19 protein-coding genes are annotated in these 22,776 nt (G+C 70.7%); 9 read left to right on the top strand and 10 right to left on the bottom strand.

The features are described from left to right. Positions 1–60: 60 nt before the first annotated feature. Positions 61–2,556 carry an ABC transporter substrate-binding protein gene (locus ACGFZW_RS29775; RefSeq protein ID WP_393896344.1) on the bottom strand — a complete coding sequence of 832 codons (2,496 nt, stop codon included), beginning with the start codon at positions 2,554–2,556 and terminating at the stop codon, positions 61–63. A gap of 379 nt (positions 2,557–2,935) precedes the next feature. Here ACGFZW_RS29775 and ACGFZW_RS29770 point away from each other — a divergent pair, with 379 nt between their 5' ends. From ACGFZW_RS29770 to ACGFZW_RS29745, 6 genes are all read left to right on the top strand, one after another. Continuing rightward, positions 2,936–3,238: a hypothetical protein gene (locus tag ACGFZW_RS29770; RefSeq protein ID WP_393896343.1), complete on the top strand. Its 303-nt coding sequence runs from the start codon at positions 2,936–2,938 to the stop codon at positions 3,236–3,238. A gap of 70 nt (positions 3,239–3,308) precedes the next feature. After that, positions 3,309–4,136 carry a hypothetical protein gene (locus ACGFZW_RS29765; RefSeq protein ID WP_393896342.1) on the top strand — a complete coding sequence of 276 codons (828 nt, stop codon included), beginning with the start codon at positions 3,309–3,311 and terminating at the stop codon, positions 4,134–4,136. Positions 4,137–4,170: 34 nt separating this feature from the next. Further along, the gene (locus ACGFZW_RS29760) at positions 4,171–6,123 is read left to right on the top strand and encodes a fumarate reductase/succinate dehydrogenase flavoprotein subunit (RefSeq protein WP_393896341.1); all 1,953 of its coding nucleotides are present in this window, start codon (positions 4,171–4,173) and stop codon (positions 6,121–6,123) included. After that, the gene (locus ACGFZW_RS29755; RefSeq protein WP_393896340.1) at positions 6,120–6,917 is read left to right on the top strand and encodes a succinate dehydrogenase/fumarate reductase iron-sulfur subunit; all 798 of its coding nucleotides are present in this window, start codon (positions 6,120–6,122) and stop codon (positions 6,915–6,917) included. The genes ACGFZW_RS29760 and ACGFZW_RS29755 overlap by 4 nt, the downstream gene beginning before the upstream one ends. A 104-nt stretch (positions 6,918–7,021) precedes the next feature. After that, positions 7,022–7,771 carry an amidohydrolase family protein gene (locus ACGFZW_RS29750; RefSeq protein WP_393896339.1) on the top strand — a complete coding sequence of 250 codons (750 nt, stop codon included), beginning with the start codon at positions 7,022–7,024 and terminating at the stop codon, positions 7,769–7,771. Continuing rightward, positions 7,762–8,427, top strand: a complete 666-nt coding sequence (locus ACGFZW_RS29745; RefSeq protein WP_393896338.1) for an amidohydrolase family protein — start codon at positions 7,762–7,764, stop codon at positions 8,425–8,427. The genes ACGFZW_RS29750 and ACGFZW_RS29745 overlap by 10 nt, the downstream gene beginning before the upstream one ends. Positions 8,428–8,475: 48 nt before the next feature. Here ACGFZW_RS29745 and ACGFZW_RS29740 read toward each other — a convergent pair whose 3' ends face one another. From ACGFZW_RS29740 to ACGFZW_RS29715, 6 genes are all read right to left on the bottom strand, one after another. Beyond that, positions 8,476–11,142, bottom strand: coding sequence for a SpoIIE family protein phosphatase (locus ACGFZW_RS29740; RefSeq protein ID WP_393896415.1), 2,667 nt, complete (start codon positions 11,140–11,142; stop codon positions 8,476–8,478). A 170-nt stretch (positions 11,143–11,312) separates the two neighbouring features. Then, positions 11,313–11,702: an ATP-binding protein gene (locus ACGFZW_RS29735; protein WP_393896414.1), complete on the bottom strand. Its 390-nt coding sequence runs from the start codon at positions 11,700–11,702 to the stop codon at positions 11,313–11,315. A 300-nt stretch (positions 11,703–12,002) separates the two neighbouring features. Continuing rightward, complete coding sequence (locus ACGFZW_RS29730) at positions 12,003–12,425, bottom strand: (deoxy)nucleoside triphosphate pyrophosphohydrolase (RefSeq protein WP_393896337.1); 423 nt, start codon at positions 12,423–12,425, stop codon at positions 12,003–12,005. A gap of 51 nt (positions 12,426–12,476) precedes the next feature. Continuing rightward, on the bottom strand, positions 12,477–12,656 hold the full coding sequence (locus ACGFZW_RS29725) for an SPOR domain-containing protein (RefSeq protein ID WP_393896336.1): 180 nt from the start codon (positions 12,654–12,656) through the stop codon (positions 12,477–12,479). 275 nt (positions 12,657–12,931) lie between these two features. Beyond that, positions 12,932–14,686, bottom strand: a complete 1,755-nt coding sequence (locus tag ACGFZW_RS29720; protein ID WP_393896335.1) for an APC family permease — start codon at positions 14,684–14,686, stop codon at positions 12,932–12,934. A 1,323-nt stretch (positions 14,687–16,009) separates the two neighbouring features. After that, a complete protein-coding gene (locus tag ACGFZW_RS29715) occupies positions 16,010–16,762 on the bottom strand; it encodes a GntR family transcriptional regulator (RefSeq protein WP_393896334.1) in 753 nt (250 codons plus the stop codon). 477 nt (positions 16,763–17,239) lie between these two features. Here ACGFZW_RS29715 and ACGFZW_RS29710 point away from each other — a divergent pair, with 477 nt between their 5' ends. After that, entirely contained in the window at positions 17,240–18,022 is a 783-nt protein-coding gene (locus ACGFZW_RS29710; RefSeq protein ID WP_393896333.1) for a PIG-L deacetylase family protein, read from the top strand. 69 nt (positions 18,023–18,091) lie between these two features. Here the strand turns inward: ACGFZW_RS29710 and ACGFZW_RS29705 are convergent, their stop codons facing one another. Then, on the bottom strand, positions 18,092–19,042 hold the full coding sequence (locus ACGFZW_RS29705) for an alpha/beta fold hydrolase (RefSeq protein ID WP_393896332.1): 951 nt from the start codon (positions 19,040–19,042) through the stop codon (positions 18,092–18,094). Positions 19,043–19,775: 733 nt separating this feature from the next. Between ACGFZW_RS29705 and ACGFZW_RS29700 the strand changes: the two genes are divergently transcribed. Continuing rightward, a complete protein-coding gene (locus ACGFZW_RS29700; protein ID WP_015578585.1) occupies positions 19,776–20,045 on the top strand; it encodes a type II toxin-antitoxin system Phd/YefM family antitoxin in 270 nt (89 codons plus the stop codon). After that, the gene (locus ACGFZW_RS29695; RefSeq protein ID WP_393896331.1) at positions 20,038–20,301 is read left to right on the top strand and encodes a type II toxin-antitoxin system RelE/ParE family toxin; all 264 of its coding nucleotides are present in this window, start codon (positions 20,038–20,040) and stop codon (positions 20,299–20,301) included. Before ACGFZW_RS29700 ends, ACGFZW_RS29695 begins: the two co-directional genes overlap by 8 nt. Before the next feature lie 223 nt (positions 20,302–20,524). Here ACGFZW_RS29695 and ACGFZW_RS29690 read toward each other — a convergent pair whose 3' ends face one another. Continuing rightward, positions 20,525–21,010, bottom strand: a complete 486-nt coding sequence (locus ACGFZW_RS29690) for a hypothetical protein (RefSeq protein WP_393896330.1) — start codon at positions 21,008–21,010, stop codon at positions 20,525–20,527. A 340-nt stretch (positions 21,011–21,350) separates the two neighbouring features. Continuing rightward, positions 21,351–22,439 carry a redox-regulated ATPase YchF gene (ychF, locus tag ACGFZW_RS29685; RefSeq protein WP_393896329.1) on the bottom strand — a complete coding sequence of 363 codons (1,089 nt, stop codon included), beginning with the start codon at positions 22,437–22,439 and terminating at the stop codon, positions 21,351–21,353. Positions 22,440–22,776: the final 337 nt, after the last annotated feature.

Raw genomic sequence — 22,776 nt, 5'->3', positions numbered from 1 at the left:
CGTTGGCCGCCCCAGCCCGTACGTACGCCCGCTGACCTGCGGTTTCTTACCTATTGTTCGCTATCCCTTGGTGTAGCCGATGTCCTGGAAGCGGGGTGCGGCCAGACCGAAGGCCCCGACGTTGGCGAGCGACTTCCTGGTGGCCACCAGCTCGGGCCGCTGATACAGCGGAATCGATCCGGCGGCGGCCCAGATCCGGGCGTCGGCCTGCGCCACCAGGTTGCGCGCGGCGCCCTCGTCCAGCTCGGCGGTGGCCTGCTCGAAGAGCTGGTCGATGTGGTCGGTGCCGACCCGGGTGTAGTTCTGCTCGACGGTCAGCGAGCCGTCGGCCGCCGGCTGCGGCTTGGCGTAGATCGGCCGGGCGTCGGTCGCCGGGTAGGCGGTGCCGGGCCAGGAGTAGAGCGCCATGTCGTAGTCGCCTGAGGCGATGTGGTCCTGGAAGTAGCTGGTGTCGGCGACCCGCTGGATCGCCGTCTGCACCCCGATCTTGCCGAGCATCCTGGCGATCCGCTCGCCGACGGTGCGCAGCTGCTCGGAGCCCGCGCCGTCGGGAAGCACGAAGCGCAGGGTGAGCGGCTTGCCGTTCTTCTTCAGGACCGGGGCCTTGGCGGCCTTGCGGCCGGGGTCACGGTCCGCCGGCTGCTTCGCCACCGGGTCCGCCTTGGCGTCGGAGGTGTCGGCGGCCCGCTCGGCGGCGGAGCGGTGGTCCGCGTAGCCCGCCGCCCGGCCTGCCGGCTCCTCGTCACGGGCGTCGGATGCGGCCAGCGAGGCCGCCGCCGCGTCCCGCTTCGCGGCGGCCTCGGCCTCGCGCGCCTGGGCCGCTGACATCGGCCGGGCGGCCGCGCTGCCGCCGGATCCCGGCAAATGGCGTCGCTGGCCCGTCTCGATCATCTCGGCGGCGCCGAGGGCCTTGGCCGCACGCTTCCGGTACCGCTGGGCCTTGGCGTACGCGCGGGACGTGGTGTCCCCGTCGGCCTTCTCCTCCTGCTTGGCGGCCTCGGCCTTGTAGAAGGAGGCGCTCTGCCGCAGCAGGGCGGCCTGCTGGACCTCGGAGCCCACCGCGCCGGCGGAGGACAGCGGCGCCTCGGCCGCCGCCGGGCGGACATCCGCCTCGTGGTCGTTGCTCCGGGCGAGGGCGTCCGCGCCGGCCGGACGCTCGGCGTTGCGGCCGTCGTCGGACGCGGCGGCCGCGGAAGCGGACGCGGCGGGCGCCGAGGCGTCGTCCTGCTTGGCCGGCTCCGGACTGACGTCCGGCTCGGCGCCGGTGCCCGGCTTCCAGCCCGCCTCGGCGAGGAGGGCCTTGGCGGCGCCGGTGTCGCGGCCGCCGAGCGCGTCGCTGTGGTCCTCGTAGCCCGACTGTCCGGCCATCCGCAGATGGTTGCCGAGCGGCCTGGCGGGCAGCCCGAGCGGCTTGAGGACCGTGTCGGCCAGCGCCTGCCGGTCGATGGCACGGGCCACCGCGCGGCGCACCCGCTCGTCGGTGAGCGGTCCGGTGCTGCCGTTGAGGGCGAGCTGGGTGTACGCGGCTCCCAGGGCCTTGCGGACCGTGTAGCCGCTCAGCGAGGCGCTCTCGGCGGCCGCCTTGGCATCCGTGCGCTCACCGGCCGCCTGCGGGCCGGCGTTGCCGGATTCCTTGCCCTTGCGGGCGGCGGACGCGGCCGCACGGTGGGCGGAGGAGACCTTCTTGGCGGCCGTCGGGTCGACCTCGGCGACATCGACGCTCCCGGCGGCCAGCGCAGCCGACCGCTTGTCGCGGGGCAGCGCCTCCAGCACGAGCGTGTCGAGCCTGGCGCGCTCGCCCCACCACTGCGGGTTGCGCACCAGGGTGACCCGGCCGCGCCCGGTGTCCTGGCTCTTGATCCGGAACGGCCCGGCCCCGACCTTGAGCTGCTTGCGCGCGGTGTCGTTGAAGGCGTTGGCGTCGCCCATCACGCTCTTGGGATAGAGCGGCGTGAAGAGCGACCGCCAGTCCGCGTACGGCTTGGCGAAGGTGACCTCGACCTCGTGCGCGTCGGAGCCCTTCTGGACCTTCGCGATCCGGTCGTAGCCGACGTTGCGGGCGCTCCAGAAGGCGTTGTCCTTGCCGCGCAGCGCGTGCCACTGGGCGATGAAGTCCGCGGCGCCGATGGCCCGCCCGTCGCTCCACCGCGCCTTCGGGTTGATCTTGTAGGTGACGACCTGCTTGGGCTCGCGGGCACTGATGTCCGCGGCCCGGAGGTAGTCCGGGTTGCGCTGCGGTCTGCCGCGCCCGTCGACGGTGAACAGGCTGGGCAGCACGGCGCCGGCGATCCGTGCCGTGGTCGCGTCGGCGTCGGCCTGGTACGCGTTGAGCGTGCCGGGCATCGAGTCGACCGCCCAGCGCACGGTGCCGCCGTCCTTCAGCTGGCCGCGTGCCACCCGGCCGATGTCCTGGGAAGCAGCGGCGGACGCCTCGGAGTCGTCACCGCTGCATCCGGTCAGAACGGGCAGCGGGAGCAGCACGCCCGCCGCGATGAGCGCGGCGCAGCGGCGCCCGCGGCACGCCGCGCGGCCTGCAAGGCTGTCGTGGTCGGTCATGACTGTTACCTCCGGGCTCGCCCGTGCCGCGCCGCCGCCCGGGCCCTCTCCGGCGCAACACGTTCGGCCGACTTTGCGGCTCATCACATCTATGGCACCCCCACTGAAGGCGACCGATCCCCGCCCGGGCGCCCGACACGTCGGCCACCGCCCCAAGGCCACTCGCCCGGCCCAACGCCGGTTACAGGGCGCGCCGGCCGCCGGCTGTACCTGCCGGACCGTCCCCGATCGGCCCCCGTCGCGGCCCGGCGCGCGACAGCCGAAACGCACCGGTTCGTCGCCGTAATCGCGACAGATCCCTTCCCAACCCCGACTGTGACGCGCGACACTCGCAGGCGCATGAGATCGCCCACCACACCTTCGGAGGTGAGGGCACGTCATGTCCCTTCACGATGAACTGACGGCGATTCAACGCAGCCTGGACGACCTCGTCCGGTCGGTGGCCCGGCTGGAGGAACAGGTCGGGGCCGGGCTGGACATCCGCCGGGTGCGCAGCGACACCGACCATCTGCGCGAGAGCCTGACCCTGCTGAAGGAGAGCGCCGCGTCCGGCGGCCCCACCGCGGCCGCCGGACGCACGGCGCTCGCGATGGTCTCGATTCCCGACACCCCCTACGACTCCACGCTGTGGGCAGGCGCCGAGGACGAGGGCCTGGGCGCGCACGACCGCCGGGCGCCCTAGGAGTCCTCCGACGCCCGCCCCTGCCCCTTCCAGCCCCGCCCCGACGGAGCGCCCTTCACGGAGACCGACGTTGGCCACTGGCACAGAACCCTCACCGCACACGGGCGCGACGGGCGTGCACGACGCCTCGCGTGCCGCCATCCGCGCCCGCCATCTGCGGACCGACCGCTGGTGGCTGGCCCCGGCCGTCACCGCCGCCGGCCTGCTCGCGTTCGTCGTCTACTCGACGTGGCGGGCCTTCGCGAACGCCGACTACTACAGCGCGCCGTACGTCTCGCCGTTCTACTCACCGTGCCTGGCCGACAACTGCCGCACCATGCAGGGCGGGCCCAACTGGGATCTCTTCGGCAGCTGGTGGGGCCTGTCCCCCGCGCTGCTGATCCTGATCTTCCCGCTGGGCTTCCGGCTGACGTGCTACTACTACCGCAAGGCCTACTACCGGGGTTTCTGGGCATCGCCGCCGGCCTGTGCGGTCGCCGAGCCGCACAAGAAGTACACCGGCGAGACCCGCTTCCCCCTGATCCTGCAGAACCTCCACCGCTACTTCTTCTACTTCGCGGTGCTGGTCGCCTGCGTACTGACCTACGACACGGTGCTGTCCTTCCGCGACGAGCACCACGCCTGGGGCCATATGGGCCTCGGCTCGCTGATCTTCCTCGTCAATATCGCTCTGATCTGGGCGTACACCCTCTCCTGCCACTCCTGCCGGCACATCGTCGGCGGCCGGCTGCGGCACTTCTCCCGGCACCCGGTGCGCTACCGGCTGTGGGGCTGGGTGGGGAAGCTCAACGAGCGCCACATGCTGCTGGCCTGGTCCTCGCTGATCAGCGTGGGTCTCGCCGACTTCTATGTGTTTCTCCTGGCCACCGGGGCCTTCGACGATCCGCGGTTCTTCTGAGGACCGCTCCATCCAGTGAAAGGTGTGCCTTCTGATGGCGCATGTGGACCGGCAGGCTTGGGACGTGGTCGTGGTCGGCGCCGGCGGAGCCGGGCTGCGCGCCGCCATCGAGGCCCGCGAGGCGGGCATGCGGACGGCCGTGATCTGCAAGTCCCTGTTCGGCAAGGCGCACACGGTGATGGCCGAGGGCGGGATCGCGGCCAGCATGGGCAACGTCAACGACGGTGACAGCTGGCAGGTGCACTTCCGGGACACCATGCGCGGCGGGAAGTTCCTCAACCACTGGCGGATGGCCGAACTGCACGCCCGCGAGGCCCCGGACCGGGTGTGGGAGCTGGAGACCTGGGGCGCGCTCTTCGACCGCACCGCGGACGGCAGGATCTCCCAGCGCAACTTCGGCGGCCACGAATACCCGCGCCTCGCGCATGTCGGCGACCGTACGGGCCTGGAGCTGATCCGCACCCTCCAGCAGAAGATCGTCGCCCTCCAACAGGAGGACGAGCGTGAACTCGGCTCCCACGAAGCCCGGTTGAAGATCTTCCAGGAGTGCACCGTCACCCGGGTGCTCACCGAGCCCGGCGACGGCGGGCGGGTGGCCGGCGCGTTCTGCTACGCCCGCGAATCGGGCCGCTTCTTCGTGCTGGAGGCCCCGGCCGTGGTGCTGGCCACCGGCGGCATCGGCAAATCCTTCAAGGTCACGTCGAACTCCTGGGAGTACACCGGGGACGGCCACGCGCTTGCGCTGCTCGCCGGGGCCCCGCTGATCAACATGGAGTTCGTGCAGTTCCACCCGACCGGCATGGTCTGGCCGCCGTCGGTGAAGGGCATCCTCGTCACCGAATCGGTGCGCGGCGACGGCGGGGTGCTGCGCAACAGCGAAGGCAAGCGGTTCATGTTCGACTACATCCCGGACGTCTTCAAGGAGAAATACGCCCAGTCCGAGGAGGAGGGCGACCGCTGGTACGACGACCCGGACAACCACCGCAGGCCGCCCGAGCTGCTCCCCCGCGACGAGGTCGCCCGCGCCATCAACTCCGAGGTCAAGGCGGGCCGCGGCTCCCCGCACGGCGGTGTCTTCCTGGATGTCTCCACCCGGATGCCGGCCGAGGTCATCAGGCGCCGACTGCCCTCCATGCACCACCAGTTCAAGGAGCTGGCGGACGTGGACATCACCACCGAGCCGATGGAGGTCGGCCCGACCTGCCACTACGTGATGGGCGGGGTGGAGGTGGACCCGGACACCGCGGCGGCGACCGGCGTACCCGGTCTCTTCGCGGCCGGGGAGGTCGCGGGCGGCATGCACGGCTCCAACCGGCTGGGCGGCAACTCGCTGTCCGACCTGCTCGTCTTCGGCCGGCGTGCGGGTCTGCACGCGGCCGGGTACGCCGCGGCAGCGGCCGACCGGCCGACCGTCGATCCGCTGCAGATCGACGCCGCGGAGGCCGAGGCGCTGCGCCCCTTCAGCGCCGAGGACGCGCGGCAGGACGCCGGACCGGACGCGGGCCCGGCGGAGAACCCGTACACCCTGCACCAGGAACTCCAGCAGGCGATGAACGACCTGGTCGGCATCATCCGCAAGGGCGGCGAGATGGCCGAGGCGCTGGACCGGCTGGCGGACCTGCGGGTACGGGCCCGGCGGGCCGGCGTCGAGGGGCACCGCCAGTACAACCCCGGCTGGCACCTCTCCCTCGACCTGCGCAACATGCTGCTGGTCAGCGAGTGTGTGGCCCGGGCTGCGCTGGAGCGCGAGGAGAGCCGTGGCGGGCACACCCGCGACGACCATCCGGAGATGGACCGGCGCTGGCGCAACGTCAATCTGGTCTGCCGGCTCGCCGATCCGCCCGGCGACCGGGCGGACGCGGACCCGGCACTGGGCCGGATCCGGCTCACCCGCCGGGAGACCCCGCCGATCCGCCCCGATCTCCTCGCGCTCTTCGAACGGGACGAGCTGGCCAAGTATCTGACGGACGAGGAGCTGAGCCGGTGAGCGGGCAGCAGGGATCAGAGCGGTCCGACGCCTACACGGCGCACTTCAAGGTGTGGCGCGGGGACGCGGAGGGCGGCGGCCTGGAGGACTTCCGGGTCGAGGTGAACGACGGTGAGGTGGTGCTGGACATCATCCACCGGCTGCAGGCGACCCAGGCGCCCGACCTCGCGGTCCGCTGGAACTGCAAGGCCGGCAAGTGCGGTTCGTGCAGCGCGGAGATCAACGGCCGGCCCCGGTTGCTGTGCATGACCCGGATGTCGGTCTTCGACCGGGCCGAGACGGTCACCGTCACCCCGATGCGGGCCTTTCCCGTCATCCGCGATCTGGTGACGGATGTATCGTTCAACTACGAGAAGGCCCGGGAAATCCCGGCGTTCGCGCCGCCGGCGGGGCTGGCGGCCGGTGAGTACCGCATGCGGCAGGAGGACGTGAACCGCTCGCAGGAGTTCCGCAAGTGCATCGAGTGCTTCCTGTGCCAGGACACATGTCATGTGGTGCGCGATCATGAAGAAAACAAGCCCGCCTTCGCCGGTCCGCGCTTCCTGATGCGGGTCGCCGAACTCGACATGCACCCGCTGGACGCCGCCGCCGACTCCGGCCTGGACCGCAGGCGCACCGCCCAGGACGAGCACGGCCTGGGGTATTGCAACATCACCAAGTGCTGCACGGAGGTCTGCCCCGAGCACATCAAGATCACCGACAATGCGCTGATCCCGCTGAAGGAGCGTGCCGCGGACGCCCGATACGACCCGCTGGTGTGGCTCGGGAGCAAGATTCGGCGGCGGCGCGAATGACCTCTTCGCGCCCGAGGGGGGCCATTCCGGCATGATCTGACGGCCCATCACTTGGCTGGAACCGGTCTCACGACGCGGCCTCGCCCCCGCGATATACCGACGGAATGAACTTTCCGAAAATGAGCCGGCGGCGGCTCCTCGCCGGCCTGGGCGGCGTCCCCCTGGCGGCCGGGCTGCCCGCCGCGCGCCACGATTCGGCCGTGCGGCCCGGCGAGGCACCGGCGGAGAGACGGACGACGGTGCTCCGCGGCGCGGACCTCGCACTCACCATGGACCCCGAGGTCGGCGACGGCCCGCTGGGCCTGCTGGAGGACGGCGTCGACGTCGTCATGCGGGACGGCGCGATCGCGGCGGTGGGCCGGGGCCTCGACGTGCCGCCGGGCGCGCGGGTGGTCGACGCCGCCGGCACCTTCGTCCTGCCGGGGTTCGTCGACCTGCACAACCACCTGTGGCAGTCGAGCATCCGCGGCGGCTGCGCGGCGCAGGACGTCCACGGCTGGCTGGCCGCCTGCAACCGCAGCACCCTGCCCAGGATCGACGCCCGGGACATGTACCGCTTCGTCCATCTCGCGGCCCTCGACGCCCTCCAGACCGGCGTCACCACCCTCGTCGACTGGGTGCACGCGATCCCGTACGACACCAGCGCCTCCTACATCCGCGCCCTGGACGACTCCGGGCTGCGGTTCGTCTACGCGATGGCGCAGAGCGCCGCCGACCGCGACCTCCTGCCCCGGGTCGCCAAGGAGCTGCTCGCCCCGCTGCCGCTGGCGTCGGCCCAGGTGTCGGCGCATGCCGGGATGTCGCTCCTCAAGGAGCTGCGCCTGCTGCACGAACGGCCCGTGACATGGGAGTGATGTTCAACTGCCATGTCCTGGAGCACCGCGGCGACCGCGCCGAGGAACCGATCCGTGCCCTGCGCACCGCCGGTGCGTTCGGCCCCGACCTGCTGATGAACCACGCGATCCACCTCACCGACGACGAGATCGCGCTGACCGGCGCACACGACGTACGGGTGGCCCACTGCCCGCTGAGCAACATGCGGCTGGCCTCGGGCATCATGCCGCTGCCCGCCCTGCACCGGCACGGCGTGCGGGCCGGGCTCGGCCACGACGGCGGGACGAACGACACCTCGGACATGTTCGGCGTGATGAAGGCGGCCGTCGGGCTCCAGCGGGCGCGGCACGAGGACGCCGAGATCCACCCGACGATCCCGGCCGTCCTGCGCATGGCGACCCTGGGCGGCGCGGAGTGCATCGGGATGGCCGACCGGGTCGGGTCGCTGACCCCGGGCAAGCGCGCCGACGTCCTCGTCCTGGACCCCGGCACCCTCAACTTCGCCCCGCGCTTCGACCGGGTGAGCCAGATCGTCCTCAACGGCCAACCACCCAACGTCCGTGACATCTTCGTCGACGGCCGCCTGCGGAAGTCCCACGGCGAACTGGTGGGGGTGGACACCGAGCGGGTGGTCCGCGAGGCGGAGAAGGCGGCCGCGCACCTGCGGGCGACCTGAACCGCGCCACCGTGGTGACGCCCCGGGCCAGGGGCGCCGCCACCGGGCTCAGAACAGGCTCAACAGCGCTTCCGTCGGATCCGGTGCCGCCGACTCGCCGTCGGGCAGCGCCAGCTCGAACCAGACGGTCTTGCCGCGCGGGGTGCGGCGACTGCCCCAGCCGTCGCTGAGCAGGCCGACCAGCTGCAGCCCCCGGCCGCCCTCGTCGGTGTCCCGGGCGCGGCGGCGACGGGGCTGCGCGAGGTCGGCGTCCCACACCTCGCAGACCAGCGTGCGATCCAGCAGCAACCGCAGCCTGATCTCCCCGTGACCGTGCCGCAGCGCGTTGGTCACCAGCTCGCTGACCAACAGCTCCGTGGTGTCCACCAGGGCTTCCAGGCCCCAGTCGGTGAGCTGGTCGCGGGCCAGCTCACGGGCGCGGGCCACCGAGCGGGCGTCGGGCGCCAGATTCCAGTCGCCCACCGCGTCCTTGGGCAGGCCGTGCACCCGGGCCATCAGCAGCGCGATGTCGTCCTCGCCGTGCGAGGTGTCCATGACGCTCAGGACGTGGTCGCAGGCGTCCTCCAACGGACGGTCGGCGTCCGACAGCGCCGCCCGGAAGGCCTGCAGCCCCTCCTCGAGGGGGTGCTCGCGGGACTCCACCAGGCCGTCGGTGTAGAGGGCGAGCAGCGCGCCGTCCGGCAGATCGACCTCGATCTCCTCGAAGGGCTCCCCGCCGACACCCAGCGGCATCCCGGGCGGTACGTCGAGCAGAAGCGCGTCCTCGCCCTCCTCGACCAGCACCGGGGGCAGATGCCCGGCGTTGGCGAACGTGCAGCGCCGGGTCACCGGGTCGTAGACCGCGTAGACGCAGGTGGCGAGATAGACCTCGGAGAGATCCGCGGCACCGGCGGAGCGGGCCGTCTCGGCCGAGGCGCCCGACCGACCGCGCGAGGACCGCCCGCCCGTCCGGCCGTCACCCCCGCCGCCGAGCCCCCGCGCGATCTCGTCCAGCGCCGAGAGCACCTCGGCGGGCTCCAGATCCAGCAGCGCCAACGTCCGCACAGCGGTGCGCAGTTCACCCATCGCCACGGCGGCGCGCAGCCCGCGGCCCATGACGTCGCCGACGACCAGCGCGGTGCGGTGGCCCGGCAGCTCGATGACGTCGAACCAGTCGCCGCCGACCTCGGTGGCGGTGGTTCCGGGCAGATAGCGGCAGGCGATGTCGAGGCCGGCCGCCTCCGGGTCACCGGGCGGCAGCAGGCTGCGCTGCAGTATCAGCGCGCGCTCGTGTTCGCGGCGGTACAGACGGGCGTTGTCGATACAGACCGCGGCGCGCGCGGCCAGTTCGACGGCGAGTGCCGTGTCGCGCTCGCCGAACGGTTCGCTGCCCTTCGTACGGGAGAACTGCACCAGCCCGACGACGGTGTCCCTGGCGACCATCGGTACCGCGAGGGTGGAGTGCACCACCGCGCCCAACTCCTGCCGGTCGTCGCACTCCCGGCCCGGGATGATCTGCGCCTGCGCCGTCCGAAGGGCGCCGGCGCACGGGGAGTTGAAGGGGTAGCGGTGGACGGCTCCGACAGCGACCGGGTCCTGACCACCGTCAGGCGAACAACAGGTGGATGTGGCCAGCGGTGCGTCCGACACGGCGCTGGCGAACGCGACCCTGCGCAGCTCCGCGCTGCCGTCGCTCATGCCGGGCGGGGCCTCGTCGCCCGCCAGCAGACCTTGGTAGAGGTCCACCGACGCCAGATCGCAGAACTGCGGGACTGCGACGTCGAGAAGCGTGCGGGCGGTGGTCTCCAGGTCCAGGGAGTTGCCTATCCGGGCGCCGGCCTCGTTCAGCAGCGCGAGGTTGCGCCGGGCGTTGGCGGCTTCCCGTTCGGCACGCCGCCGCCCCGTCACATCGGCGGCGAGCGCCGCGACGCCTATGGGCCGGCCGCTGGCACCGTGCAGCCGGTAGAGGGAGATCGACCAGCGGCGGCGCTCCTCCTCGCCGGGCACCAGACCGACCACCTGCATCTCGGCGACCGACTCCCCGGTCTCCAGGACCCGGCGCAGTGCGGCGGTCAGCCGATCGGCCTCGCCGGGCGGCAGGAAGTCGTGCGGGCTTCCGCCGCGGTACTTGTGGGCGGGCCCGCCGAAAACCGTGGCGAACCGCTCGTTGACCCGCATCAGCCGCAGATCCGTGCCGAACAGGGTGAAACCCATGGGAGATTGACCGAAAACGGCCTGCGCGGCCGCGAGGTCGGTCTCGATGCCCCGCAGCGCCCGGACGTCGACGACGAGACAGACCGCGGCGCGCTCGCCGAGCTCCGTCTCGGACGGCATCACATAGATCTCCGCGAGCCCCTCGGCCCGGCCGCCCTCTTCCCTTCGGTAGGGCACCAGGCCGGTCCACTCACGGCCGTCGAGAATCTCGGACACCTTGCGGCGCCCGGTCTCGCGCAGCTCGCCGGGGACGAACGCCTCGATGGGGTCCTTGCCGACGGCGTACTGCGCGGGGATGCCCAGCATGTCCGCCGCGCGCTCGCTCCACCGGTCGATGCGCCCGTCGGGCCCCAGCGAGAACGAGGCCACCCGGATGTAGTCGTAGATCGATCCGGGTTGGCTGCTCTGCCAGAGCGGCAGACCGTGCGGGTCCCGCGCATGCGGGCGTGCACCTGGGCCACCGGGGCTGTCCGCACCGCCCTGACCATCGGCCTGCGCGGGTCCTGCCCCGCCAGATGACATCTCGCTCACGAGCCCCGTCCCCTCCAGCTCATCGTGCCCGGACCGGACCAGCCGAGTATCCAGCACCTCGGCTATCCGGAACACGGTCTTCACGATCACAGCACAGTCTCGATCGCAGGCCATCGACGGGATGTCGATGAAATGGCAACGATCAGGACTTCATCTGTCTCCTAACCAGCCACCGACAGCTCGAACCACACTGTCTTGCCACTCTTTCCCCGCCGGGTGCCCCAGCGCCGCGAACTGCAGGCGACCAGCTGCAATCCACGACCACCCTCGTCGTCGGGGGACGCGGTGCGCTCAAGGGGCGGATCGGGCAGCGGATCGCTCACCTCGACGAGCAGTCCGCCGCTGCTGAGCAGCACCATGCGGACGCCGATCGGCCCGCTCGCGTGGCGCAAGGAGTTGGTGACGAGCTCGCTGACGAGCAGCACGGCCACATCCACGGCGCCGTCGACCCCCCAGTCGTCGAGCACCTCCCGCACCGCACTGCGGGCGGTGCGCACCGCGCCCGGATCGGCCGGGAAACTCCATTCCGCAATCGGCGAACCGGAGACCATGCCGCGCCGGCGGGCACCGGAAGAGGCCGCCCCGAGGCCCTCTGCCGCTGCGCTGTCGCTCACGCCGATCACTTCCCAGCCCGAAGGGACCCCCAGGCTCATCGCACCAAGAGGGGTTAATCACGGCATACCCGGTATTGATGAGTAAATATCGCCATCAAACGGGCGCACTGGCATCAATGGGGCATCGAGCAGCGGTGCGCCGCGCGATGCCGCACGGGACGTGCGGCACCCGGGTGACGGCGCTGCCGCCCGCGAGCCGGCCTGGCGCCGTCCCCGATGGCAGGCCGCACGCGACGCTCACGACCGTGGGCGCCCCACCGTCGCCGTCGCCACCAACCGCCGCATCGCCTCGTCGACCGCGGGCCTGTCCTGGTCCAGCCAGTCGACCTGCCCCTCCTCACCGGGCAGCAGCCAGCGCAGCTCGTCGTGATCCTGGAGCGGGCGCGGCTCACCGGACAGCAGCCGGGCCGCCCACACCCGCAGGACGAAGCCGGGACGCAGCACCCACTCCCCCGGAATGCGCTCCTGCACCACCGCCTCGACACCCAGCTCCTCACGCAGCTCGCGTGCCAGCGCCTGCTCGGGTGTCTCGCCGTCCTCCACTTTGCCGCCGGGCAGCTCCCAGCGGCCGGCCAGGGCGGGCGGTGCGCTGCGCCGGGCGGCCAGCAGCCGCCCTCGGTCGCACACCGCTCCGCCCACCACTACGCGCAGTGTCGTCATGCGCGGCAGCCTACGTCCCCCGCTTCTGTCCCGCTCCTCGCTCATCACCGCTCAGGTCGTCGCACGGCCAACCCGCTCGACCACGTAAAGCCGCTGGTGGCCGCGGGTATCGAGCCGGTCGGCCACCCGCTCCGCCTCCGCCCGGGTCGCATAACGACCGACCCGATAACGGTTGCCGCCTTCGTCCTGGCGGATGACGAGCCAGGGCAGCACGGCTCCACTGTCGGTCATTGCGCCCCTCCGTCCGCCGGGCAGCGCGCCGTCGCGCGCCCCTCCTGTGCTGATGCCGAAATCGCAATCCGCATATGCCCGAGCGTACGCCCGACCTTTACGCACCGGATACGGAATTACACAAAGAGGTACTGAACCGGCCACCCGTCCGCTTCCAGGGCGGCCGGAGGAGCCGGAGGAGTCGGGGGAGACCGAGGGGTGGCCGGCCGCGGAACGCAGAGACTCCGGGCCCCTAATAGGGGCCCGGAGTCCCGGGAGAATGCGTGCGGGAGCCGTCAGGCGCCGACGGGCGCCTTGTCGTCGTCCGACCGCGCCTCGTCCGCTTCCGCCGCCTCGGCGGCCTCCGCCGCCCGGGTCTCCGCCTCGACCTGGACCAGCGACGGGTTGCGCCAAGAGCTGCGAACACCCCAGTAGTAGAAGGCGAGGGCGATCAGCGCGACCACGAGGATGTCCCAGCCCTCGGGCAGATATCCCTTGCCGCCGAAGTCCTTGCCGCCCGCGTACGAGACGGCGGCCATGACCAGCAGATACGCCACCATCCAGGCGCCGGCCTTGAGGTGCGGCAGCAGACCGGCCCACGGCTTGCGGCCCTGGGTGAGCGGCTTGCCGATCTCGTACCAGGCCCAGACCGGCAGACCCACGGCCATGATCAGGATGACCTTGCCGGTGAGCGGCCAGCGACCCCAGTACAGGACCAGCGAACCGAAGATCATCGCGATCGGCGCGACGAACGGCATCGCGCGCAGCTTGACCGGGCGCTTGAGGTCCGGCGAGAGGCGGCGCAGCGACATCACCGCGACCGGACCGGTGATGTAGGAGATGACGGTCGCGACCGAGACGATCTCGGCGAGCGAGCCCCAGCCGCGGAAGACCGCGAGGAAGAGGAAGGCGATCGCGAGGTTGAGGATCAGCGCCGGACGCGGCACACCGGTCTTCTTGTCCACCCGGCCGAAGATGCCCGGCAGGTGACCGTTCTCCTGCACGCCGTGGATCATGCGCGAGGTGGTGGCCGCGTAGATCATGCCGGTGCCGGACGGGGAGACGAAGGCGTCGGCGTACAGCAGCAGCGCCAGCCAGTTCAGGCCCCAGGCCACCGCGAGGTCGGCGAGCGGGGAGTTGAAGCCGAGTCCGGCCCAGCCGCCGCCGGCGGTCAGCTTGTCACCGGGCACCGCCATCAGGAACGCGACCTGCAGGGCGACGTAGATGACCAGCGCGATCACGATCGACCACACGACCGACTTCGGCAGCGACTTGCCCGGGTTGCGGGCCTCGGCGGCGAGGTTCAGCGGGGACTGGAAGCCGTTGTAGGCCCAGACGATGCCGGAGACGGCGACCGCGGTGAAGACCGAGCTCCAGCCGTTCGGCGTGAAGCCGCCGTGGGCCTGGATGTTGCCGGTGTCGAAGTGCGCCAGCATCAGCGCACCCGCCGTCATCACCGGCACGACGACCTTGAACACGGTGATGGCGGTGTTGGTCTTCGCGAACAGCGTGATCGCGAACCAGTTCAGGAAGAAGTAGAAGATCAGCAGGACGCTGGCGAGCCCGACACCCGTGCCGGTCAGCTCCTTGCCGTCGTACAGCGCCCGCGTCCAGCCGAAGTCCCAGGAACTCATGTACTGGACGGAGGCGGTGGCCTCTCCGGGGATGACGGAGACGATCGCGATCCAGTTCGCCCAGGCCGCCAGGTACCCGGCGAGCGAGCCGTGCGAGTACTGGCCGTAGCGGACCATGCCGCCGGCCTTGGGGAACATCGAGCCGAGCTCGGTGTAGGTGAGCGCGATCGTGAGCGCGACCACGGCGCCGATGACCCAGGCGAGGATCGCGGCCGGTCCTGCGATGGCGGCCGCCCGTTCGGCTCCGAAGAGCCAGCCGGAGCCGATGATGGACCCGAGACCCGTGGCGGTCAGGGCAATGGTCCCGAGGGACCGGCGGTAATGCGAGTGCGAGCCCTGCTCCGCGCTCGCCGTCTTCGTCGTGCTCACGTGCTTGGTCTCCTGGTCTTCCCCCGTGCCGTGCACAAACTTCGCCATCGTAAGAGCGAATCGGAAGATCAGATTCCCCTGCTCGGCCAAAACCCCCGCCCCGCTGAGGGGGTGTGAGGTTTCCAACACCAAGATCCTTCTGCCATTACAGGAAGAAGACGGACAAATAGGGCCATGGGAGGAGAGGTGAGGAGGGGAAGGGAGGCGCGGCTGACGGCGGGAGGTGGCGCGGGCAGGCGGTCGGCTGCGGGCGGTGCGGGCGGGCGACAGCGGTCAGGCCAGAGCGGCCTGAAAGGTCAGGTTCGGGCCGACCCGGTACGGGGAGTGGGGAACCGGCGGACGCGGGCCGAGGCAGAGGAGCGGGGGCGCAGACGGGCACGGCAGGCAGGGGGCTGGCAAGCCCTGGAGCAGCCAGACGCCGACGCGGCGGGACACCGGCAACCAGGCAATGCAGCCCGAGCGCCGGCGCCGGCACACAAGTACCGACAGATCGATGGAAAGCCAGGCCGACGGGCGGTCCCAGAGGCAGATCAGGCGCGGGCAGGTGCGCGAGGCCGGATGCGCACAGGCGATTGGCCAGTCGACACCGGAGGAGGCGACAGCCGCGAGACGACCGACCGGGCGCGAGGCGACGACGCGGGCGGGTGCGCGCGGGCGTTTGAGCAGTCAGGCGTCACGGACGGCCCTGGTGACGTAATTGCCGACCAGGGCGCGGACCCACGGGGCGAGCCTGTGCAGCGAGGGCGGTTGAGCAGCCAGGCGTCACGGAAGACGTCGGTCACACGACGACCGACCGGCCGCGGGCGACGGGGCAAGGCCGACAGGACGGCCGGGTGCTGGGGGACGGGTGGGCATCTGGGCATCACAGAAAGTGCTGGTCGCGAGACAGCCGACCGAGCACGGGGCGACCAGGCGGGCGAGTGCACGAGCCGGGTGCGCGTAGACGATTGGCCAGTCGGCACCCCGGAGGAGGTGGCGGCAGCGAGATGGCGACCTGCGGCGACTGACGGGCCGACGGGACGGACGGGTGCGCGCGGGCGGTCGAGCAGTCAGGCGTCGCAGACGACTCCGGTGACGTATCTGCCGACCAGGGCGCGGACCCACGGGGCGAGCCTGTGGGCGAGGACGGTTGCAGAGCAGACGTCGCAGAAGGCACTGGTCGCGAGACGGCCCACCAGGCGCGGGGCGACGGGGCAGGGGCCGACGGGACGGGCCCGGGCGCGCTTTGGCGGTCGAGTAGTTAGGCATGACAGAAGGCCGCGGTGACGACTTGGGCTTGGCCGACCAGTCATGGGCCGACACGACGGGCGGGCCGTCGCCCGTCAGCCCGTCAGCCCCTCGATCGTCGGCCTGCCTGCCTGCCCCCCGCGGCTATCTCACCGGCAGGTGGTACGAGACGCGGTGGCGGTCGGCGAGGGTGACGACGTCGGCGGTCTCGACCGGGCGGCCGCCCGCGTAGTACGTGCGCGAGATGACCAGGACCGCGTGACCCGGCACCCCGCCGAGCGTCATGGCCTCTTCCGCGAGGCCCGGCCGGGCGCCGATCTCCTCCACGACGTTGTCCACCACGAGGTCGATGGCCGCCATCCGCTCGACGACCCCGCGCCCCGCCAGCGGCCCCTCCTCCGGCAGCATCACGGGCGTCCGCCCGGTGACCTCCAGCGGCTCCCACGAGGTGGAGAGCATCGAGGGCTCCCCCTCCGCGCGGAAGAGGTAGCGGGTCCGCATCACCTTCGCCCCGGACGGGATGCGCAGCCGCGCGGCCACCGACGAACTTGCCGCCTCCTGACCGCTGTTGGACTCCCACGTCCCCCTCACCCGGTCGTCCGTCTGCTCCTGCCGGAACGGCGTACAGACACCGCCGGAGCGGTAGCCGGCGCGGGCGATACGGCGCGGGACGGGCTGCTCGCGCACATAGGTGCCCGACCCCGACCGCCCTTCGACCAGCCCTTCGGCCATCAGCACCTTGCGGGCCTCCAGCGCGACGGTGTCCGAGACGCCGTACTCCTCGCGGATCCGGGCCTGGGAGGGAAGGCGGGTGTGCGGAGGCAGCACCCCTTCGACGATCTTCTGGCGCAGGTCGCCTGCGACACGGAGGTACGCGGGCTGCTCACCGAAAGGCACGTGCCCCTCCCAACAGCTTGACAGTCAGCAACAGAGTGGCAACCGCGTGTTGTTGACCGCAACCTCAGGCCAGGAAATCACCCGATGTGATGAAGTGCAGCTCAGCAGGCATACGAGGCCGCCTCGGTGATCGCGGCTCTCGCACACCCGCGGCCCGTGCACCGCCACGGCGCCTTACGCCCGCGCTCCACGCCCCCAACACGCCCCTACGCGCCCTCACCTCACGGCACCTCAGCTCCGTCCCCTCTCTTATCGGCGTACCTGGAACGCGGCACAAGAGATGCCATGATCGTGGTCGGGACGCCGCCCCGCCCCTCAGGTCGTCCGCCCCTCCGGCCACTCGGCAGTCGGCCGCCCGCTCAGCAACAGGACCACCGCTCGACCCGTCCGACCAGCACGAATACCCGCCCCGTCGGGATTCCGTCCCACGGCGACCCGCCCTGGGCCCCGGGGGCCGGGAACAGGAAGAGGCTCCCCATGTCCGAAGACTCCAACGCCCCCACGTCCCCGGCCTCTCCGCCCGCCGACCCGCCCCTCTCCCCCATGCCCGAGGACTGGCAGCGCGCGCTGGCCGTCGTCGCCCACCCCGACGACCTCGAGTACGGCGCCGCGGCGGCCATCGCCGAATGGACCGCCGCCGGGCGGGAGATCACGTACCTCCTGGTCACCCGTGGCGAGGCCGGTATCGACGGACTCGCCCCCGACGAGTGCGCGGTGATCCGCGAGGCGGAGCAGCGGGCCGGTGCCGCGCTCGTCGGCGTCGACACCGTGGAGTTCCTCGACCACCGCGACGGCGTGATCGAGGCCGGTACGGCGCTGCGCCGTGACCTGGCCGCCGCGATCCGCCGCCACCGCCCCGAACTCCTCATCACCCTCAACCACCACGACACCTGGGGCGGCGTCCACTGGAACACCCCCGACCACCGGATCGTGGGCCGCGCCGTCCTGGACGCGGCCGGTGACGCCGGCAACCGCTGGATCTTCCCCGAGATCGGCGAGGGCGAGGGCCCGGCGCCCTGGGGCGGTGTCCGCTGGGTCGCCATCGCCGGCTCCCCCCACCCCACCCACGCGGCCGAGGTCGGACCGGGCATCGACCGGGCGGTCGCCTCGCTCGCCGCCCACGGTGCGTACATCAGGGGTCTGGGCGGCGAACAGGACCCGGCCACCTACGCCCGCGGGTTCATCGAGCAGATGGTGCGCGCCGGCGGCGAGCGCTACCAGGGGCGCCCCGCCACCCTCTTCGAGCTCTACCCCCGCTGACACGTTACCGCCGAAGGGCGCCCCGGGAGGCGCGGTGCGCCACTCCGCGGAGGCACCCTTCGGCGCGTCTCAGGCGCCGCTCTCCCCCACCACCTCGGCGACGAATCCGGCCACCAGCCCGGCGACCTCCGCGGGCCGCTCCAGCAGCATCGCGTGTGTTCCGTCGACTCCCGCGACCGTCACGCACGGACACGTCCGCGCAAGCTCCCCGAGGTCCCTGCGCAGTCCTTCCGTATAGGCCGCCATCATTTCGTCGAACCACGACGGCAGGCCCGGCACCGGCGGATTGGGGCGCAGTGCCCGCGCGATCAGGAGCGGGCGCGTCACCCGTCGGTACAGCGCGAACAGATCGAGCCCCGCCATCTCCCGCTGCGCCTCCACGGCCTGCTCCTGCCCCGGCCGCAGGAACAGCCGGCCGTCCGCCGTCGCTTCGAGAGAGCGGCGCACCCCGGCCTCCATCAGGTCGGCCGGTATGCCCAACTGCTCGGCCATGCTGGCGTGATAGCCCAGCACGCCCGTCAACGCCTCTTCGGAGAAGGGACGTCCCGCGCTCTGCTCCGCGAAATCCCGCGCCTGGGCCAGACGCTCACGTACATACGCCGCGTCCAGCCCGGCATACTGCTCGGCCCGCCCCATGCCGTGCCCGTCGAGATTGACCGCCGCGGGCGTGGCGGCGTTGTGCTCCAGGCACAGCGCGGCGATCATCCCTCCCATCGAATGCCCGACCACCACGGCTTCCGGCGCCTCGCGCGCCGCGAGCACCGCCGCCACGTCGTCCACCGCCGCGGCGAAGGTCCACGGCTTCGTGCCGACCCCGGACCGCCCATGGCCCCTCAGGTCCATCGCCAGCACGCGGTGCCCCTGGGCCAGCAGGGGCGCGGCCCGTTCCCAGTCGAGCAGAGTCCGACCGGCGCCGTGCAGCAACAGCATCGCCGGGCCGTCCCCGCCGAAATCGCGGACGGCCAGCTCCACGCCGTCGCCCGCCGTACACACCAGGTCCTCGCCCGTTGTCCGCGTCATGCCCTCACGCTAGGCGAGCGAATTCGCCTCAAGATCGTTCGTGAAGTGGATGATCCGGCGGCCGTTTTCGGTCCACAATGGACCAACCCCCTTTTCCTGTCGCCCGGTTCACGCCTTCCGGCCCCCGCAACGACTCACGTCGCGGGACAGGGCGCAGCATCACCTCTGCGCAGAGCGCGGGCGTACTCCGCACCGTTCCCGTGATCCACGTGCCCGGGGCTTGGCCGTTGGCGGCGCCGATGAAGGAGGGGGCGTACACGGATCGGTACCCACCCACATCGGACAGCTGACCGGTCACTTCGAAGGGCTTGCCGCCCGGCCGCTCCAGGAGACCGGCAGCGTGACCCGTCAGCACGCGGCCACCCCTGCATGATGGCGGCTCGCTCCCGGGCTTGCAGCGCATTTGCCGCGACCGCTGGAAGCGTCCCGCTGCGGCACCGTCCATCCCGGCACCGCCCCGGCACGGGAACGAGCGAGGGGCCGCCCCCCGGAGGAGCCGGCCCCTTGCGACCTGCCCGGTCGGCAGGTCAGTGACGCGTGGTCGCGTCATTCGCTCAGACGTTGAAGCGGAATCTGCGCTACAGAGCTCCCACCTGCGTAAACGCAGTACTGGAAGTGGTTATCCAGCACCTATCCAGCACGGTTACGAGTCACCCAGCTCATCCAGCACGGCACAACCCGCTCCACCTGGAGCAGGTTGTGTACACACGGCACACTCAGTACACTTGAGCGCATGACACAGCCACTGCCCATAGAGTCCATCCGCGACGTACGTGCGCACCTAGCTGAGGTCGTGGAGCGCGCCGATCGAGATGACATGCCCACCGTGATCACCCGACGGGGCAAGCAGATTGCCGCCGTCGTCTCCATCGAGGTGCTGCGCAAGTACCAGGAATGGGAAGAGCGCGAGATCAACCGGATCATCGACGAACGCATGGCCAACCCGGCACCCGGCATCCCGATCGAGGACATCATGAGGGAGACGCTGGCGCGCGGTGAGTGAATACCGAACCGTCTTCCGGCCAGAGGCACAGGCCGAGCTCCGGAAGATCCCTCGCGACATGGCCCTACGCATCCTGACCAAACTGACCGAACTGGAGAGCGACCCCCTCGGCTTTAACACCACCGCGCTCGTATCACAGCCAGAACGCCGTCGACTGCGGGTCGGCGACTACCGGGTCGTCTACACGATCAACAAGGGAGAGCTCGTGGTATGGGTGGTCCACGTCGGGCATCGCTCCACCGTTTACGGCACCTGATCTCGACTGGTCCAGCGCCTGAACATCCAACACAGGTCCAGCAGAGGCAAACCTTTAGCCTTCTACACCTACATGCGGGCGCTATTCCGTCTCACTACTCCGTTCCCATTGAGCACTGTTCCAAAGTGCCGTGATGACAGGAACCATGTGCTCGGAATCCTGATAGGGCGCCATCTCCGACAGTGCTCTAACAAACTTGTGCAGCATGCTGAGAGAGAAATTTTCAGGCCGCATGAAGTTCTTGCGCAGCGTCTCGCGCGTGTTCGGCGCGAGGCTCAGCGATTGCTTCGGCGAACGTTGGCGTGCCAGCATCAACGTACAAGAAGTACAGGCAGCGCCCTAGATTTTTTCTGGAACCCAGGGAAGCCGCATGGGGTGGCGCCCATGGTCTCCTCGAAGAGTTTATCGGCTGAGTAGCGTGAGCCGAAGCTGCCTGCTTTACAGCGTCTTCGTGATCTGCAAACGCACGAGTTACGTCGTCGCCCCAGGCAGCCGGTGTTCCATGGGCAGCGTCAGCCGTCCTAGCGCCTTCAGTACTATCGCTGGACACATCCTTCTGCTCTCCAATTGCCGCTTCATCCCACAGCATGTGGAACCGAGCAACTTCAGGCTCGGGTTCCAGGCCGGCAATATCCTGAGCAAGGATCAGAACGACCAGCGCGAGGAAACCCCAGTCGGGGAGCACCGGCTTTGAGAACAGGTCGTGCACGCGCCCGTGACTACCGATCCCGTTCGTCCTGCGGGCCAGTTCACGCGTTGACGGAAATCGGGCCTTCCGATGCAGCGCATGCAGCTCTTCACTCAGCCGTTGCATGGGCCCACCCGGCAGCCCTGGCGCCCTCAGCTTTGCCACGGTCTCCCCCTCCGAGGCGAACCTCGACCACTGCGCGTGAGCGGTTCCACCCTCAGGGCCCAGCAGAGGTGACTAGCCGTCAGGAAATCCAGCACCGAACCGGCACGGTATGGACGAAGGGGCCGGGCTCTCAAGAGCCCGGCCCCTTCTGATCTGCTTGTTTGCCACATCAGCGACGTGGTGTTACTTCATTCGCTCAGACGTTGAACCGGAACTCCACCACGTCCCCGTCCTGCATGACGTATTCCTTGCCTTCCATACGGGCCTTGCCCGCGGACCGGGCCTCTGCGACCGAGCCCGTTTCGACCAGGTCTTCGAAGGAGATGACCTCGGCCTTGATGAAGCCCTTTTGGAAGTCGGTGTGGATCACGCCGGCGGCCTCGGGGGCGGTGGCGCCCCTCTTGATGGTCCAGGCGCGGGTTTCCTTGGGGCCTGCCGTCAGGTACGTCTGGAGGCCGAGGGTGTTGAAGCCGACGTGGGCGAGGGTGGCGAGGCCCGGCTCCTCGGCGCCGACGGACTGCAGGAGCTCCATGGCGTCCTCCTCGTCCAGCTCGGCGAGGTCGGCCTCCAGCTTGGCGTTGAGGAAGATGGCCTCGGCGGGGGCGACCAGGGCGCGCTGCTCGTTCTTGAAGTCCTCGTCGGTCAGCTCGTCCTCGTCGACGTTGAAGACGTAGAGGAAGGGCTTGGTGGTGAGCAGGTGCAGGTCGTGCAGGAGCTCCTCGTTGCCGGAGCCCTGGACGATGCCAGCGGAGAAGAGGGTGTCGCCCTTCTCCAGGATCTCCTTGGCCTCCTCGACCGCCTTGACCTTGGGAGCCACGTCCTTCTTGATCCGCGACTCCTTCTGGAGGCGCGGCAGCACCTTCTCGATGGTCTGGAGGTCGGCGAGGATCAGCTCGGTGTTGATCGTCTCGATGTCGTCCTTGGGCGAGACCTTGCCATCGACGTGGACGACGTTCTCGTCCTTGAAGGCGCGGATGACCTGGCAGATCGCATCGGACTCGCGGATGTTGGCGAGGAACTTGTTGCCCAGGCCCTCACCCTCGGAGGCGCCGCGGACGATGCCCGCGATGTCGACGAAGTCGACGGTCGCCGGGAGCACCTTCTGCGAGCTGAAGATCTCGGCGAGGGTGGCCAGCCGCGGGTCCGGGACACCGACGACGCCGACGTTGGGCTCGATGGTGGCGAACGGGTAGTTGGCCGCCAGCACGTCGTTCTTGGTCAGGGCGTTGAACATGGTCGACTTGCCGACATTCGGCAGACCGACGATTCCGATCGTGAGCGACACGGTGGCGACTTCCCGGTGCGAGGCGGTGGAGGGCGGTGAGCGGCTCCCTGAGGGGCCGATCCACCAGTCTACGGGGCGGCCGACCGGCCGCGCCCCGCCCGGGGGCGTACACCGCCGAGCCGGTGGCCGTGCCTCGAACGGAGCGCCGAGCTCGGTGAAAACGCGTGTCCCATAGCCTGTTAATCCCACTTGGCGGCCTACCGTTGGCGAGTGGAGCAACACGAAGCGCGCAGCCCTCAGCCCAGTCCGCAGCGGAGAGGCCGTCCGGCCACGGGTCAGGACGCCCGGCTTCCCCGCCCCACAGACGCCGTCTCGCCCCGGCCTGCCGGTTTCCGGC

Origin of the sequence: Streptomyces sp. NPDC048248 (assembly GCF_043201875.1) — a bacterium.
Taxonomy (GTDB): domain Bacteria; phylum Actinomycetota; class Actinomycetes; order Streptomycetales; family Streptomycetaceae; genus Streptomyces.
This window is presented reverse-complemented; position numbering and strand designations above follow the sequence as displayed.

Coding starts and splice junctions, on each gene's coding strand:
- ACGFZW_RS29740 (WP_393896415.1), bottom strand. CDS start 11,142: ATGTCATCTGGCGGGGCAGGACCCGCGCAGGCCGATGGTCAGGGCGGT.
- ACGFZW_RS29700 (WP_015578585.1), top strand. CDS start 19,776: ATGACACAGCCACTGCCCATAGAGTCCATCCGCGACGTACGTGCGCAC.
- ACGFZW_RS29720 (WP_393896335.1), bottom strand. CDS start 14,686: ATGGCGAAGTTTGTGCACGGCACGGGGGAAGACCAGGAGACCAAGCAC.
- ACGFZW_RS29760 (WP_393896341.1), top strand. CDS start 4,171: ATGGCGCATGTGGACCGGCAGGCTTGGGACGTGGTCGTGGTCGGCGCC.
- ACGFZW_RS29735 (WP_393896414.1), bottom strand. CDS start 11,702: ATGGTCTCCGGTTCGCCGATTGCGGAATGGAGTTTCCCGGCCGATCCG.
- ACGFZW_RS29750 (WP_393896339.1), top strand. CDS start 7,022: ATGAACTTTCCGAAAATGAGCCGGCGGCGGCTCCTCGCCGGCCTGGGC.
- ACGFZW_RS29745 (WP_393896338.1), top strand. CDS start 7,762: ATGGGAGTGATGTTCAACTGCCATGTCCTGGAGCACCGCGGCGACCGC.
- ACGFZW_RS29775 (WP_393896344.1), bottom strand. CDS start 2,556: ATGACCGACCACGACAGCCTTGCAGGCCGCGCGGCGTGCCGCGGGCGC.
- ACGFZW_RS29730 (WP_393896337.1), bottom strand. CDS start 12,425: ATGACGACACTGCGCGTAGTGGTGGGCGGAGCGGTGTGCGACCGAGGG.
- ACGFZW_RS29725 (WP_393896336.1), bottom strand. CDS start 12,656: ATGACCGACAGTGGAGCCGTGCTGCCCTGGCTCGTCATCCGCCAGGAC.
- ACGFZW_RS29710 (WP_393896333.1), top strand. CDS start 17,240: ATGTCCGAAGACTCCAACGCCCCCACGTCCCCGGCCTCTCCGCCCGCC.
- ACGFZW_RS29770 (WP_393896343.1), top strand. CDS start 2,936: ATGTCCCTTCACGATGAACTGACGGCGATTCAACGCAGCCTGGACGAC.
- ACGFZW_RS29705 (WP_393896332.1), bottom strand. CDS start 19,042: ATGACGCGGACAACGGGCGAGGACCTGGTGTGTACGGCGGGCGACGGC.